We start from the raw sequence: 13,799 nt of genomic DNA on the forward strand, positions 1-13,799 counted from the left end.
GCTGAGCTGAACAAGAACGTGCTGTGGCTGTCGCTCGGCCTCACTGTTCCGGCAGCTTTGCTCGCCCGCGCTGACGAGGTCATCGAATGAGACACGCATTCGAAACCTTTGCTTGCGTCCTAAGGTTCGCTCAGCTCCCTTTCCAGAATTGATCGTTCGGCACGATTCCGCCTGGATCGTCAGCAAATTCGGGTTTGATGCGGTTGAGATAGTACATGTTCACCAAGCCTCGATGCTTGACCTCAACGGGACCGCGAGACTCGGTCTCGAAACGCGACCTGACATGGTGCCACGTCGATTCGGCAATGCAGATACGGCCTTCCTCTGCCGCTGACTCGAGCCGCTGGGCGGTATTCACGGTATTTCCCCAGATGTCGTAGGTGAACTTGTGCTTGCCCACCACCCCGGCGATCACCGGTCCAGTATTGATGCCGACTCTCGCCTTCCAGGCCGGCAGCCTCAGCTTTTCGCGCTGACGGTTGAGTTTCGCGAGATGATCGAGCACTTCAAGCGCGCATAACGCCGTATCGAGGGCGTGCGAGTGGGAAGGTTCGGGAACGCCGGCAACGGCAAGATAGGCATCACCGATGGTCTTGAGTTTCTCCAACCGATGCCGCGCCATGATTTCGTCGAAGCGGCTGAAATGCTGGTCGAGTTGATCGACGACGCTCGCTGGCTCGAGTGTTTCGACGAGACGTGTGAATCCCTTGAAGTCGATCAGGATCACCGTCGCGGAGTCAAAGAAGCGCGGCTGCACGCGCGCGTTGGTCTTCAGTTCGTCAGCGATCGAGGCCGGCAGAATATTGAGCAGCAGCCTCTCCGATTCGGCCTTCTCGGCAAGCGCCTGATCGCGCGCACTCTCCATTTTTCGCAGCATCTCGTTGCGCGCAAGCAACTGCCGGCGCAGTTCTAGATGAACCATGGTTTGGCGCGACAGACGCCGTAGTGCTTCCCGCTGCTCAAAGGAGAGCTCACGCGGTTGGAAATCGATAACACATAGCGTCCCCAGAGCATGGCCATCCGGCGTTATGAGCGGAGCGCCGCAGTAAAACCGAAGCGCCAAATCGCCCGTGACCAGCGGACTGGTGTTGAACCGCTCATCTTTTTCGAGCTCGGGAACATACAGGATGTCGTTGTTACAGATCGTAGCTTGGCAGATCGAGATTTCCCGGGGGCATTCGGACATATCCGGCGGGAGACCGTACTTCGCCTTCACCCATTGCCGGGACTCATCAACGAAGCTTATCAGCGCAGCTGGACAACCACAGATCTGGGCTGCGAGATCGGTGATCTCGTTGAGGCCCACTTCGGGAAGCGTGTCAAGAATCGCGTAACTCCTCAACGCGTCGAGTCGCTCAGGCTCCCTGGCTGGTATCGGGCGGTGCATGGCATATTCGTGCAATAAATCTGCCTGAAATGCCAGAGCATTCCCCGCTGCGCCGAGGAAACCGGGCACGCAAGCCCATGGCGTTCGCCGGCCGGGAATTCTACGCGGGGGTTCGCCTTGACGCACACCAGGTCTGTCCGCGCCCGCTTGGCACAGGCCGCATCCCCGCCCCCATGATTATGGGTGTCACGGCCTTCGCGCTGCGGTTAAGCTTGCTTCGCGCCGCGGGGGACACGCGGGTCGCGGGACCATGAACATGACCGAACAGGGCGAGACGGGTGAAGCCATCACCATCCTCCTCGTCGAGGACGACGCGCCGACCTGCTGGCGGCTACAGGATGCGCTGGCCAAGGCCGGCTACGAGGTGCGCAGCGCCAGTACGCTCGCGGAGGCGCGGCAGGCCCTGAGCGCGGGCGCGCCGCGCGTGCTGCTGACCGACCTGCGGCTGCCCGACGGCCACGGCGTCGAGCTGATCCGCGAGATGCGACAGCGTTTTCCCGACACCGAGATCATGGTGATCTCCGCGCTCGGCGACGAGGAGAGCGTGATCTCCGCGATCACGGTCGGCGCCACCGGCTATCTGCTCAAGGACGCCTTCCCCACCGATATCGCCACAACGGTGCGCGACCTGGTCGCGGGACATTCGCCGATCTCCGCCTCGATCGCGCGCTTCATCGTGCGCAGGACGCAAGGTGCCGCCCAGACTTCGGCAGAGCCGCCGCCCGGTCCCGCGCTCAACACGGCGAAGCTGACCCCGCGCGAGATCGACATCCTGTGGGGCATCGCCAAAGGCTTCAGCTATGCCGAGATTGCGAGCCATCTCGGCCTGTCCAAGCAGACCGTGCCCGGACATATCAAGAACATCTATCGCAAGCTCGAGGTGCATACGCGCAGCGAGGCGGTGTTCGAGGCGGTGCAGCAGGGCCTGATCAAGCTGTGAGCGAGATCGCGGCGAAAGCACCGACACGCCCGCGGCGCCGGCTGATCGCGTCGCGTCTCGTGCCCTATCTGCTGCTCCAGGCGTTGATCGTGATCGTCACGATCCTGGGGATTCGGCTGCTGCAGCCGAGCGATCCTGATGACTACGCGGTGAGCGATTTCTCGGCGCGGGAGGACGGTCTGACGCGCCCTGTGACGCTGCCGCATTTCACCTCGTCACGCTACTCGCTGGCCGACCCGCCATTCTACACCGGCACCTTCACGTTCCGGAGCGGCGATGCGGCCTCCGGCTGGTCGGTGTACCTGCCGCGCTTCAGCAACGCGGTGGAGGTGGCCGTCAACGGCGTCGTCGTGCTCGACTCCCGGCGCGATGCCAACGCCAATCGGTCCGACCGCAACACGCCGCAGATCGCCGTCATCCCCGCCTCGCTGCTGCGCGAGGGCGCCAACGAGATCACGGTGCGGCTGTTCGTGTGGGGCCCGCTCAAGGGCTTCCTCGACACCGTCTATGTCGGGCCGGATGCCGCCTTGCGGCCGGCCTATGAGACGCGCACGCTGCTGTTTGTCACCCTGCCGGTGGTGTTTTCAGCCTGGCAGGCGATCCTCGCCGTCATCCTCGCGATCATGTGGCTGATGCGGCGTCACGAATCGGTCTATGGCGTACTGGCGACGGCGATGGTGCTCGGCGTGGTGCAGGCATTCGCGCCGCCGCCGGTGCCGCCGGCCACGGTATCGCACCTGGCCGCGGTGCTGCTCGCCTCCGCACCGATCGAGAGCGCGCTGATCGTCGCGTTCGGCGCGCTGTTCTTCGGCTGGCGCTGGCCGCGTTACGGCACGCTGCTGTTCGTGCCTGGTCTCGCCGTGTTCGTGATCGGGCTGATCGGAGGCCCGCCGCTGCCGCGCATCCTGTTCCTGATGCTCGGCATTCCCACCGTCGGGCTCTGCCTGTTCCTGATGGCCTGCATCACGGCCATCGCTGTGGTCCGGCGGCAGGACGCGGCGAGCTTCATGATTGGCTGCGCGGTGACCATCGTGCTGACCTGCTGGATGCAGGACATGCTCACGGTGCTCGAGATCGTGAACAACGACCGCATCTTCGTCTCGCGGCTGTCCTATTCGGCGATGCTGGTCGCCATCGGCGCCGGGCTGACCTGGCGCTTTGCCCGCGCCTTGAACCAGGTCGACAGCTTCGCCGGCCAGCTGGTGACGCGGGTGCGGGAGGCCGAGGAGCGGCTGAAGGCGAGCTTTGCCCGCGAGGAGGAGCGCGCCCGCGCAGCGGCGCTCGCCAACGAGCGCACGCGCCTGATGCGAGATCTGCACGACGGTCTCGGCGGCCAGCTCGTCAGCATCGTCGCCCTGTCCGAGCGCGGCAGTGCGGGCGCGACCATCACGGACGCCGCCCGCGCGGCGCTGAAGGATCTGCGCCTCGTTATCGATTCCATGGACGATATCGGGGGCGACCTGATGCTGGCGCTCGGCTCCTGGCGCGAGCGGGCCACGGCCCAATTGCGGCCGCACGACATCACACTGGACTGGCGCGTGGCGACGCCGCAGGGCCTGCCGCTGCATCCCGAACTGAGGCCATGGCACGTGATCCAGATCGTGCGCATCCTCGACGAGGCCGTGACCAATGCGGTCAAGCACGCGCAGGCCCGCCGCATCGCCGTGACCATCGACACGTTCGACGCAGGCCAGGGGCCGTACGGCGTGATCAGCGTGACGGACGACGGAAGCGGCTTTGCGCTGGCCGGCAATGGCGAGGCCGCCGGCGCCGGCCAGACCGCGCGCGGCCTGCGCAACATGAAAAGCCGCGCCGCGCGCTGCGGCGCAGTGCTCGATCTGGCGTCTGATGCCTCCGGCACGCGCGTGCGGCTAAAATTGCCGCAGCGTTTTCCCGACAGCGACATGGCCGTAGGCTGAAAGGCCCCCTCCCCGAACGTGTGGGGCGCACGGAGAGAGGGGACGGGCCGGGTTAAATTGCCTGCGGAGGACGGGGGGTGTTCGTCCGCAGGCCCCTTGGCCCGAACCTTCTCCCTCACCCCGCTTGCGGGGCGAGGTGAGGAAGCGGTCAGCGCACGCCGACGCGATTGACCGGGCCGCCGCGATTCATCGGCGTTCCCGCGCGCACGCCGACACCGGGCGCACCGACGCCGGGGGTTGCGACCGCCGCCGCCGCGACCGGCGCTCCCACCACCACGGCGCCGGTCGGCCGCACCACGCAGCCCTTAGGCACGCCGACGGTCTTGCAATAGACCACGGCCTGCGCCGGGCTCGTGCCCAGCGACACCATCGCCGCGCCCGCCAGCGCCATGACCGTCAGCCCTGCGCCCAGCGCTCCAGCTCTCTTCGACATTCCTGCTCTCCTGCTTCCCGTTCGGCGTCCCGATGCAATCACCGGTTTCGCAGCCGAGGTGCCGCCTGAATGACAAAAGTCGGCGCGCGGATACATGCCATGAAGATGGGGGTACCGCCGGCGGGAGGACTGGCCGCTGCCATGAACATGGGATGGACCGGCGCCCCGCCTTTGCGGAATGGTCCGGCTCGATTGATCCCGGTCGGGACCAACGAGAATTCCAACGAGGTGCTTCATGAAGATTTCGGTTCTTGCCGCGCTGCTGCTTACAGCTGCCGCCCTGCCTGCTGCCGCGCAGTCCGGTCCATCCGTCCAGGAGCAAATGGCCTGCCGCGGCGACGCCAGCAAATTCTGCGCCGAGCATATCGGCAAGCCGCCGCAGATGAATGCCTGCCTGCGCGAGAACAAGTCGAAGCTCTCGGATTCCTGCCGCAAGGTGGTTGAATCACGCGGAGGCTAGTCGCTCATCCCTCTCTCTTGGAAGAAGACAGAGAGGGGCGGCGCTGTGCCGCCCTCTCGAAAAATGCCGAAGGTGCGCCGCTATTCCTGCATCAGCTCGCCGCTACCGCCGAACTCGGCGGGAAAATCCTTCAGCTTGGGCAGGCCGTCGCGCATCGGCAGCACAGTCTCGGCATAGTTGACGTGGACGCCGGGTGTGAACGCGAGCGTGGGGATGGTGGCGGTGAAGACGTCGACCAGGCCGAGCGGCGGATGGTTGGTCATGAGATGGCCGCCGCACTTCTTGCAAAATTTGCGCTCGCTGAGCGGCGTCTTGGCGAAGGTCTCGACATTCTGAGCGCCTTCGGTGATGCGCACGGCCTCTGGCTTCCACAGGCTGAAGGCGTTGACCGGACCGCCCGACCACGAGCGGCAGGAGCGGCAATGGCAATAGCCCATCGCCTCCGGCGCGCCCGTGACTTCGACCGTGACCGCGCCGCAGAAGCAGTTTCCGACATGTTTCATTTGGACGTCTCCGTTTTTCTGATGGATCGTTATCGCGCCTCGGCGCCCCGCGCGCCCTTCCTTCGATTGGACGCGCACGGCTTGGCCGAGACTACACTGACCGGCGCCAGGGAATAAGCATGGAGACGCGTTGTTTGTACTGCCGGTACTCGTCGCCGAAGAGATCGACGAGATCGCTCTCCTCAAGCGCGATGCCGACGAAGATGTAGAGCGTGGTCACGGCCGTGAACAAAAGATGACCCGCGGTCATGACCGGCGCCGCCCAGAACGCAATGATGAAACCGAGATAGATCGGATGGCGGACGAACTTGTAGAGCAGCGGCGTCTTGAAGCGCGGCGGCTCCATCTCCTTGCCGATGAGATGATTGGTCACCTGATGCAGGCCGAACAATTCGAAATGGTTGATGATGAAGGTCGAGGTGAATACCAGCACCCAGCCGGCGAAGGACAACGTGACCAGTGTCACGGCAAGATCCGGGTTCTCGACGCTCCATATCACCGATGGCAGCGGACGCCACTGCCAGAACAGGAGCAGCAGTGACAGGCTCGCGAACAGCACATACGTGCTTCGCTCGACCGGTTTGGGGACGAACTGCGTCCACCAATCCTTGAATTGCCGGCGTGCCATCACGCTGTGTTGAACTGCGAACAGCGACATCAGCAGCAAATTGATGACGACCGCCCGAACGACGGGCGCTTCGGCGCCGGTATCGATGGTCTTGGGCACCATCACCCCCATGACAAAGCCGATCGCATAGAGAATGGTGACGAAAAACACGAGATACGCCGCAATTCCGTACAGAAAGGCGATGAACCTGAAAATACGAGAGCCCGCAACGTCCGAGCCGAAGGAATGAACCTGGTGATCGAGTTGGGTCATGAAACGCTCCGTTGTGCCGAGGCATCGACACGGTTTGGTCTTCGCACCATGCGGGGTCGGACGTCCCGCGGCTTTCGCGGACCATTGATTTTCGCCTGAGACGCCTTTGATTTTTGCTTGAGACGACGAAAACGTGCGATTTCGCTTTGAAAACAACCTGCTGGACGGCGACCTTCGGGAGCTCACTTGCGACGGCAAGACCATTCCGTTGCAGCCGCAAGTATTCGATCTCTTGTTTTATCTGGTCACGCAACGGGGGCGTGTGGTCAGCAAGGGTGACCTGATCAGCCAGATCTGGAACGATCGCATCGTTTCGGATTCAGCCCTGAACAGCCGGATCAACGCCGCCCGCAAGGCGCTGGGCGACGACGGCGCGACCCAGCGCCTGATCAAGACCATTCCGCGCAAGGGCTTTCGTTTCGTCGGCGAGGTCCGGGAAGAGGCGGCTGCATCGCCCGCGCAGGCGGAATCCAGGCCCGCTCCCCCGCGCGTGGCGGAGCGCCCGGCAATCGCGGTGCTCGCCTTCGAGAACATGAGCGGCGATCCCGAGCAGGACTATTTCGGCGACGGCATCAGCGAGGACATCCTCACCGCGCTGTCGAAGCAGCGCTGGTTCATGGTGATCGCCCGCAACTCCTCCTTCACCTACAAGGGACGCGCGGTCCATCTCAGGCAAATCGCCGAGGAGCTCGGCGTCCGCTACATCGTCGAAGGCAGCGTGCGCAAGTCGGACAACCGGGTGCGCATCACCGCCCAGCTCAACGACGCCGTGTCGGGCGGTCATCTCTGGGCCGAGCGCTATGACCGCGAGCTCGTCGACGTCTTCGCCGTGCAGGACGAGATCACCAATGCGATCGCCGCCGCGATCGAGCCGCAGATCCACGCGGCCGAGAATTTCCGCAGCCATCGCAAGCCGCCGGCGAGCCTGGATGCCTGGGACCTCTTGATGCGCGCGCTGTCGCATTACTGGCGCGTGACCCGCCAGGACCACGCGGCCGCGAAGGCGCTGCTCGCGCGCGCGATCGCGATCGATCCGAATTACGGCCAGGCGCTGTCGGTGCTGGCCGTGAACGACATGTTCGGCGTGCATCTCGGCTGGACCGAGCTGGCCGCGGTCGCGCCGGCCGCGGAAGCCGCCGCGCTCAAAGCGGTGCGTTGCGACCATGAGGATGCCTGGGCGCATGCCGCGCTCGGCAGCGTCTGCTTCTCGACCCGCAGGCTCACGGACGCGCTGTCCGAGTTCGAGCAGGCGCTCGCGCTCAATCCGAACTTCTCGCTGGCGCAGGGCTATTACGCGCTGGCACTGTCCTATGCCGGACGCTCGAACGACTCGTTCGAGGCTGCGCAAAAGGCAATTCGGCTGTCGCCGCGCGATCCGTCACTGGCGATCTATCACGGTATAGCCGCCTATGCGCGCTTCACCGAGCGGCACTATGGCGAGGCCATCGCGCTGGCACGCGAGGCGATCCGCCACCGCGGCGACCTCACCGGCGCCTACCGCGTGCTCGCCGTCTCCGCCGGCATGACCGGCGATGGCGCGCTCGCGGAAATGGCACTCGGAGAGCTCCGTCGCACCCAACCGGGCATCTCGCTGCACTGGATCGCGACGCAGCTGCCGTGGGCCAACGAGCGAGATCGCGAACACTATCTGGAGGGCTTCAGACGAGCGGGATTGCAGTGAGGCCTCTTACCCTCCCTGGAGGAGGAGGAGGGTACGCATGCAAGGTGACGGCCTGATGCTTTTGGTCGCAGGCGCGGACTTGTGCACCGCCCCGGCATGCTCTCACCACGGCTGACAGCCGCCTGATCCCGCGGAGCGGGCCGATCTGCCGTGCCGCCGCACGGTGGGAAAAACAGGACGCGCTGTACATTTTTTGTGCGAGCACTGTCGCGACTTTCATCTTGCCGCGCCGAACGGGACTGTGTGAGCCTCGACAGCGGATGGGGACTGGGATGGACCGACCGTCGCTTTGCGCGCGAGCGCGCCTGCGAAGCGTTTACGGCTGGTCTCGCTTGAGAAAGATACGACATGCCAAAACGAGTGTTGCTTGGTCTCTTCCTGGCTTGCGGCCTTTCGGCCCCGGCGCTGGCGCAAGAGCCGAAGACGGGGGGTGTGATCAATGCCGTGATCCAGCCCGAGCCGCCGGGCCTGATGCTTGCGATGGTCCAGAACGGCCCGGTCCAGATGGTCTCGGGCAACATCTTCGAAGGCCTGTTGCGCTACAGCCCCAAGCTCGAACCGCTGCCGGAGCTTGCCGAGAGCTGGAGCGTCAGCGAGGACGCCAAGACCTACACCTTCAAGCTAAAGAAGGGCGTGACCTGGCATGACGGCAAGCCCTTCACCGCCGCCGACGTGCTGTTCTCGATCGAGATGCTGAAGCAGACCCATGCGCGTGCCCGCACCAATTTGGCGCAGGTCGACAAGATCGAGACGCCGGACGAGCATACGGTGGTCTTCACGCTGAAGCAGCCGTTCGGCCCGTTCCTCGGCATCTTCGAGGTCGGCTCGATGCCGATGGTGCCGAAGCATCTCTACGACGGCACCGACTGGAAGACCAATCCCTACAACAACGCGCCCATCGGCACCGGGCCCTTCATGTTCAAGGAATGGCAGAAGGGCTCGTTCATCCGCCTGGTCAAGAACCCGAACTACCACGAGAAGGGCAAGCCCTATCTCGACGAGGTCTACTGGCAGATCATCCCGGACGCCGCGGCGCGCTCGGTGGCATACGAGACCGGCAAGGTCGACGTGCTGCCCGGCGGCTCGGTCGAGAATTTCGACGTGCCGCGGCTGTCCAAGCTGAAGGACACCTGCGTCACCGGCGCCGGCTGGGAATTCTTCTCGCCGCTGGCCTGGCTGTGGCTGAACAACCGCCACGGCCCGCTCGCCGACAAGCGGGTGCGGCAGGCGATCATGTATGCGATCGACCGCGACTTCGCCAAGGACGTGATCTGGAACGGGCTCGGCAAGGTCGCCACCGGCCCGTCGGCCTCGACCATCAAGTACTACACCGACGACGTGAAGAAATATCCGTACGATCCGGCCAAGGCCAAGGCGCTGCTGAAGGAAGCCGGCTACAAGGGCGAGAAGATCCGCTTGCTGCCGCTCGCCTATGGCGAGACCTGGCAGCGCTGGGGTGAAGCCGTCAAGCAGAACCTCCAGGATGTCGGCATGACCATCGAGACGATCGCCACCGACGTTGCCGGCGGCAACCAGAAGATCAGCGAGTGGGACTACGACATCGCCTTCACCTATCTCTACCAGTACGGCGACCCCGCGCTCGGAGTGGGACGCAACTACATCTCCAGCAACATCGCCAAGGGCCAGGTCTTCAACAATGTCGAGGGTTATTCCAACCCGGAGATCGACAAGCTGTTCGCCGAGGGCGCGGTTGCAACGCCGGATTCCAAGCGTAAGGAGATCTATGAGAAAGCGCAGAAGATCCTGGTCGAGGACGTGCCCGTGGCCTGGATGCTCGAGCTGCAATTTCCGACCATCATGCGCTGCAAGGTCAAGAACCTGATCACCACGGGGATCGGGGTCAATGACGGCTTCAAGGACGCATGGCTCGACAAGTGAGGGCGGTGCCTTCCTTCACCTCTCCCCGCTTGCGGGGAGAGGTCGAATGTGCGCGAAGCACATATTCGGGTGAGGGGGTACAGGTCAATCAGCATTCTCATGCGTGGAGAGAAGCCCCTCACCCCAACCCTCTCCCCGCAAGAGCGGGGCGAGGGAGCGCACTGCCCCAGTGGCTAAAGGTCACGTCACCCTCTATGAACTTCCAGTAAGATGCTCTCCTTCGTCGCTCAGCGTGTCCTCAAGGGCGTGATCGTCCTGCTCGCGATCGTCGTCCTCAATTTCTTCCTGATCCGCCTGGCGCCGGGCGATCCCGCGATCGTGATGGCGGGCGAGGCCGGGGCCAGCGACCAGGTCTTCGTCAAGCAGCTCCGGGAGAAGTTCGGCCTCGACAAGCCGCTGCCCGAGCAGCTGTTTATCTACGTCAAGGGCGTCGTCACTCTCGACCTCGGCTTTTCCTTCCGCCAGCAGGCTCCGGTCGCAAAACTGATCGGCGAGCGGCTGCCGGCAACGCTGTTGTTGACGCTGACCGCCTTCGCGATCTCGCTCACGCTCGGCATCCTGTTCGGCACCTTCGCCGCGCGCTTTGCCGGAACCTTCCTCGACACCGCCATCACCGTGTTCGCGCTGATCTTCTACGCCATGCCGATCTTCTGGGTGGCGCTGATGGGCATCTTGCTGTTCTCGGTCACGATGGATTGGCTGCCGAGCTTCGGTTACGAGACGGTCGGTGCCAATCTCACCGGCCTTGCCCATTCGGTCGATGTCGCAAAGCATCTGATCATGCCGGCGATGACCCTCGGCCTGTTCTTCATGGCGACCTATACCCGCATGACACGCGCCTCGATGCTGGAAGTGAAGCGCCTCGACTTCGTCAAGACGGCGCGCGCCAAGGGTCTCTCAGACGCCGTGATCCAGCGCCGCCACGTGCTGCGCAACGCGCTGCTGCCGGTGGTGACGCTCGCCGGCGTGCATTCCGGCACTCTGATCGGCGGCGCCGTCATCACCGAGACCGTGTTCGCCTGGCCCGGCATCGGGCGGCTGATGTACGACGCCCTGCTGCAGCGGGACTATAATTTGCTGCTCGGCGTGTTCGTGATCTGCTCCGCCATGGTCCTCACCTTCAACCTCATCACCGACCTGGTCTATCGCCTAGTCGATCCGCGGATCGAATACGCCGCATGAAACAGTTCTGGAAATCGATGCTGAAGAGTCCGAGCGGCGTCATCGGGCTCGTCATCCTCCTGGTCGCAGTCTCTGTCGCGGCGTTCGGACCGATGCTGTTCCCGAACTCGCCCTGGCGCATGGTGCAGCGGCCCTTTCTCCCACCGTTCACGCTGTCGACCGTGCCGCTGGGAACCGACGCGCTCGGCCGCGACATCTTCGCCGGCATGATCTTCGGCGCCCGCGTCTCGCTTCTGGTCGGTCTCGTCTCGACGCTGGTGGCCCTGATCGTGGGCGTGCCGATCGGTGCCATGGCCGGCTATTTCGGCGGCAAGGTCGACGACGCCCTGATGCGCTTCACCGAGTTCTTCCAGACCATTCCGAGCTTCGCGCTTGCGATCGTGCTGGTCGCGATCCTGCAGCCCTCGATCTATTCGATCGTCGCCTCGATCGCGGTGGTGAGCTGGCCGCCGGTCGCTCGCCTCGTGCGCGGCGAGGTGCTGTCGCTGCGCACGCGCGAATATGTCCAGGCCGCCGTGGTCACCGGCCAGAGCAACAGCTGGATCATCCTGCGCGAAATCCTCCCCAACGCGTTGTCGCCCGTGATCGTGCTGGCCTCGTTGATGGTGGCCACCGCGATCCTGCTTGAATCCTCGCTATCCTTCCTCGGCCTCGGCGATCCCAATCTGATCTCCTGGGGCTACATGGTCGGCGCTGGCCGAACCGTGATCCGGCAGGCCTGGTGGATCACCGTGTTTCCCGGCATTGCCATCCTGATCTCGGTGCTCGGATTGAACCTGATCGGCGAAGGCCTCAACGATGCGCTCAATCCACGGCTGTCACGGGAGGGCCGCTGACGATGATCGCCCCGCCCGCCGTCTCCATCAGGAACTTGCGGATCGCGCTGCCCAAGGGCGCTGAGCGCCCCTTCGCGGTCGACGGCGTCTCGCTCGATCTGGAGCCCGGCAAGATCGTCTGCGTCGTCGGCGAGTCCGGCTCCGGCAAGTCGATGTGCGCGCATGCGCTGATGGGCCTTTTGCCGGGTACGGTGTCGGTCGCCTCCGGTGAGATCCAGTTCGAGGGCCGGGACCTGCTCAAGCTCGATGACGATGGCTGGCGCGATCTGCGCGGCCGCCGGTTGGCGATGATCTTCCAGGAGCCGATGACCGCGCTCAATCCCTTGATGCGAATCGGCGACCAGATGGCGGAGATGTTCGAGGCGCACGGCCTGCTGACGCCAAGGGAGCGGCGCGACAAGGCGCTGGCGCTGGCACGCGAGGTCGGCCTGCCCGACCCCGAGCGCATCGTGCGCGCTTATCCGCACCAGCTCTCCGGCGGCCAGCGCCAGCGCGCCATGATCGCGATGGCGCTCGCGCTCGAGCCTGCGGTGCTGGTCGCGGACGAGCCGACCACCGCGCTCGACGTCACCACGCAGGCCCAGATCCTGAAGCTGATCCGCAACCTCCAGCGTGATCGCAACATGGCGGTGATGTTCATCACCCATGATTTCGGCGTGGTTGCCGATATCGCCGACCAGGTCGTGGTGCTCCGCCACGGCAAGGTCGTGGAGGAAGGTCCGGCTACGGCCGTGTTCAACGAACCTCAACACGACTACACCAAGGCATTGCTTGCGGCCGTGCCGTCGATGGATCCGCCGCCGCGAAAGCCACTGGACGATCAGCCTAAGGCCGTCGAGGTGATCGGGCTGGACAAGACTTACGTCACATCGGGCGGCTGGTTCCGCGAGGACCGCCGCGTCGATGCGGCCCGCGCGGTCAATTTCAACATCCTCAAGGGCGAGACGCTCGGCCTGGTCGGCGAATCCGGCTCGGGTAAGTCGTCCGTGGCGCGCCTGGTGATGCGGCTGATCGAAGCCGATCGCGGCACGGTGCGGATCGGCGAGACCGACCTGACCTCGCTTTCGGGCAAGGCGCTGCGCGCCGAGCGCCATCGCATCCAGATGATCTTCCAGGATCCGTTCGCCTCGCTCAATCCGCGCCGCAAGATCGGCCACATCATCGCCGACGGACCGATCGCGGTGGGCACCGATCCGAAGGTGGCGTTCGACCGCGCTCGCGATCTCCTCAAGATGGTTGGATTGGACGCCGGCGCGCTCGAACGCTATCCGCATGAATTCTCGGGCGGTCAGCGCCAGCGCATCGGCATTGCCCGCGCGCTCGCGCTCGAGCCGGAGATCATCGTCGCGGATGAGGCGGTTTCCGCGCTCGACGTTTCGGTGCAGGCGCAGGTGCTGAAACTGCTGGAAGACCTCAAGGCGCGCCTTGGCCTGTCGATGCTGTTCATCACCCACGATCTGCGCGTCGCGGCCCAGATCTGCGACCGCATCGCGGTGATGCAGCGCGGCGCCATCGTCGAGCTGAAGCCGACGACGCAGCTCTTCGCCGCGCCCGAGCATGCCTATACGCGCGAATTGCTCGCAGCCGTGCCCGGACGGAAGGAGCACGCGCCGGCGGCCTGAGGCGGTTCGTCTTCGTTCATCGATGTCCGCGATAGTTCCAAAAACTTGCACGCTGAG

General features: G+C 64.5%; 12 protein-coding genes. 8 read left to right on the forward strand and 4 right to left on the reverse strand.

Annotation, left to right across the window (positions count from 1 at the left end; translation table 11 throughout):
* Nucleotides 1-130 precede the first annotated feature (130 nt).
* Nucleotides 131-1,456, reverse strand: a complete 1,326-nt coding sequence (locus tag HZZ13_RS15240; protein ID WP_197960382.1) for an adenylate/guanylate cyclase domain-containing protein — start codon at nt 1,454-1,456, stop codon at nt 131-133.
* Nucleotides 1,457-1,643: 187 nt separating this feature from the next.
* Between HZZ13_RS15240 and HZZ13_RS15245 the strand changes: the two genes are divergently transcribed.
* Together HZZ13_RS15245 and HZZ13_RS15250 are read left to right on the forward strand one after the other, a co-directional pair.
* On the forward strand, nt 1,644-2,327 hold the full coding sequence (locus tag HZZ13_RS15245; protein ID WP_197960383.1) for a response regulator transcription factor: 684 nt from the start codon (nt 1,644-1,646) through the stop codon (nt 2,325-2,327).
* The gene (locus HZZ13_RS15250) at nt 2,324-4,246 is read left to right on the forward strand and encodes a sensor histidine kinase (RefSeq protein WP_197960384.1); all 1,923 of its coding nucleotides are present in this window, start codon (nt 2,324-2,326) and stop codon (nt 4,244-4,246) included. The genes HZZ13_RS15245 and HZZ13_RS15250 overlap by 4 nt, the downstream gene beginning before the upstream one ends.
* Before the next feature lie 148 nt (nt 4,247-4,394).
* Here the strand turns inward: HZZ13_RS15250 and HZZ13_RS15255 are convergent, their stop codons facing one another.
* Nucleotides 4,395-4,679, reverse strand: coding sequence for a hypothetical protein (locus tag HZZ13_RS15255; RefSeq protein ID WP_197949254.1), 285 nt, complete (start codon nt 4,677-4,679; stop codon nt 4,395-4,397).
* A 235-nt stretch (nt 4,680-4,914) separates the two neighbouring features.
* Between HZZ13_RS15255 and HZZ13_RS15260 the strand changes: the two genes are divergently transcribed.
* Entirely contained in the window at nt 4,915-5,139 is a 225-nt protein-coding gene (locus HZZ13_RS15260) for a hypothetical protein (RefSeq protein WP_094895875.1), read from the forward strand.
* 80 nt (nt 5,140-5,219) lie between these two features.
* On the opposite strand, the gene HZZ13_RS15265 is transcribed toward HZZ13_RS15260, so the two are convergent.
* Both HZZ13_RS15265 and mddA read right to left on the reverse strand, forming a co-directional pair.
* On the reverse strand, nt 5,220-5,642 hold the full coding sequence (locus tag HZZ13_RS15265; RefSeq protein WP_197960385.1) for a GFA family protein: 423 nt from the start codon (nt 5,640-5,642) through the stop codon (nt 5,220-5,222).
* A gap of 91 nt (nt 5,643-5,733) precedes the next feature.
* The gene (gene mddA, locus HZZ13_RS15270) at nt 5,734-6,522 is read right to left on the reverse strand and encodes a methanethiol S-methyltransferase (RefSeq protein ID WP_197960386.1); all 789 of its coding nucleotides are present in this window, start codon (nt 6,520-6,522) and stop codon (nt 5,734-5,736) included.
* A 133-nt stretch (nt 6,523-6,655) separates the two neighbouring features.
* Between mddA and HZZ13_RS15275 the strand changes: the two genes are divergently transcribed.
* The 5 genes from HZZ13_RS15275 (at nt 6,656) to HZZ13_RS15295 (ending at nt 13,742) form a co-directional block, all read left to right on the forward strand.
* Nucleotides 6,656-8,203 (forward strand): winged helix-turn-helix domain-containing tetratricopeptide repeat protein, encoded by a 1,548-nt coding sequence (locus HZZ13_RS15275; RefSeq protein ID WP_197960387.1) that lies wholly within the window; start codon nt 6,656-6,658, stop codon nt 8,201-8,203.
* A gap of 348 nt (nt 8,204-8,551) precedes the next feature.
* Nucleotides 8,552-10,102, forward strand: coding sequence for an ABC transporter substrate-binding protein (locus HZZ13_RS15280; protein WP_197960388.1), 1,551 nt, complete (start codon nt 8,552-8,554; stop codon nt 10,100-10,102).
* A 210-nt stretch (nt 10,103-10,312) separates the two neighbouring features.
* On the forward strand, nt 10,313-11,284 hold the full coding sequence (locus HZZ13_RS15285) for an ABC transporter permease (RefSeq protein ID WP_197960389.1): 972 nt from the start codon (nt 10,313-10,315) through the stop codon (nt 11,282-11,284).
* On the forward strand, nt 11,281-12,120 hold the full coding sequence (locus tag HZZ13_RS15290; RefSeq protein WP_197960390.1) for an ABC transporter permease: 840 nt from the start codon (nt 11,281-11,283) through the stop codon (nt 12,118-12,120). The genes HZZ13_RS15285 and HZZ13_RS15290 overlap by 4 nt, the downstream gene beginning before the upstream one ends.
* A 2-nt stretch (nt 12,121-12,122) precedes the next feature.
* Complete coding sequence (locus tag HZZ13_RS15295) at nt 12,123-13,742, forward strand: ABC transporter ATP-binding protein (protein WP_197960391.1); 1,620 nt, start codon at nt 12,123-12,125, stop codon at nt 13,740-13,742.
* The last annotated feature ends 57 nt before the right edge of the window (nt 13,743-13,799 follow it).

Source organism: Bradyrhizobium agreste, assembly GCF_016031625.1.
In the GTDB taxonomy this organism is placed as follows: domain Bacteria; phylum Pseudomonadota; class Alphaproteobacteria; order Rhizobiales; family Xanthobacteraceae; genus Bradyrhizobium; species Bradyrhizobium agreste.

Bases quoted from the DNA above. Each gene is read 5' to 3' on its own strand.
- HZZ13_RS15245 (WP_197960383.1), top strand. From the start codon at position 1,644: ATGACCGAACAGGGCGAGACGGGTGAAGCCATCACCATCCTCCTCGTC.
- HZZ13_RS15255 (WP_197949254.1), bottom strand. From the start codon at position 4,679: ATGTCGAAGAGAGCTGGAGCGCTGGGCGCAGGGCTGACGGTCATGGCG.
- HZZ13_RS15260 (WP_094895875.1), top strand. From the start codon at position 4,915: ATGAAGATTTCGGTTCTTGCCGCGCTGCTGCTTACAGCTGCCGCCCTG.
- HZZ13_RS15265 (WP_197960385.1), bottom strand. From the start codon at position 5,642: ATGAAACATGTCGGAAACTGCTTCTGCGGCGCGGTCACGGTCGAAGTC.
- mddA (WP_197960386.1), bottom strand. From the start codon at position 6,522: ATGACCCAACTCGATCACCAGGTTCATTCCTTCGGCTCGGACGTTGCG.
- HZZ13_RS15280 (WP_197960388.1), top strand. From the start codon at position 8,552: ATGCCAAAACGAGTGTTGCTTGGTCTCTTCCTGGCTTGCGGCCTTTCG.
- HZZ13_RS15285 (WP_197960389.1), top strand. From the start codon at position 10,313: ATGCTCTCCTTCGTCGCTCAGCGTGTCCTCAAGGGCGTGATCGTCCTG.
- HZZ13_RS15290 (WP_197960390.1), top strand. From the start codon at position 11,281: ATGAAACAGTTCTGGAAATCGATGCTGAAGAGTCCGAGCGGCGTCATC.
- HZZ13_RS15295 (WP_197960391.1), top strand. From the start codon at position 12,123: ATGATCGCCCCGCCCGCCGTCTCCATCAGGAACTTGCGGATCGCGCTG.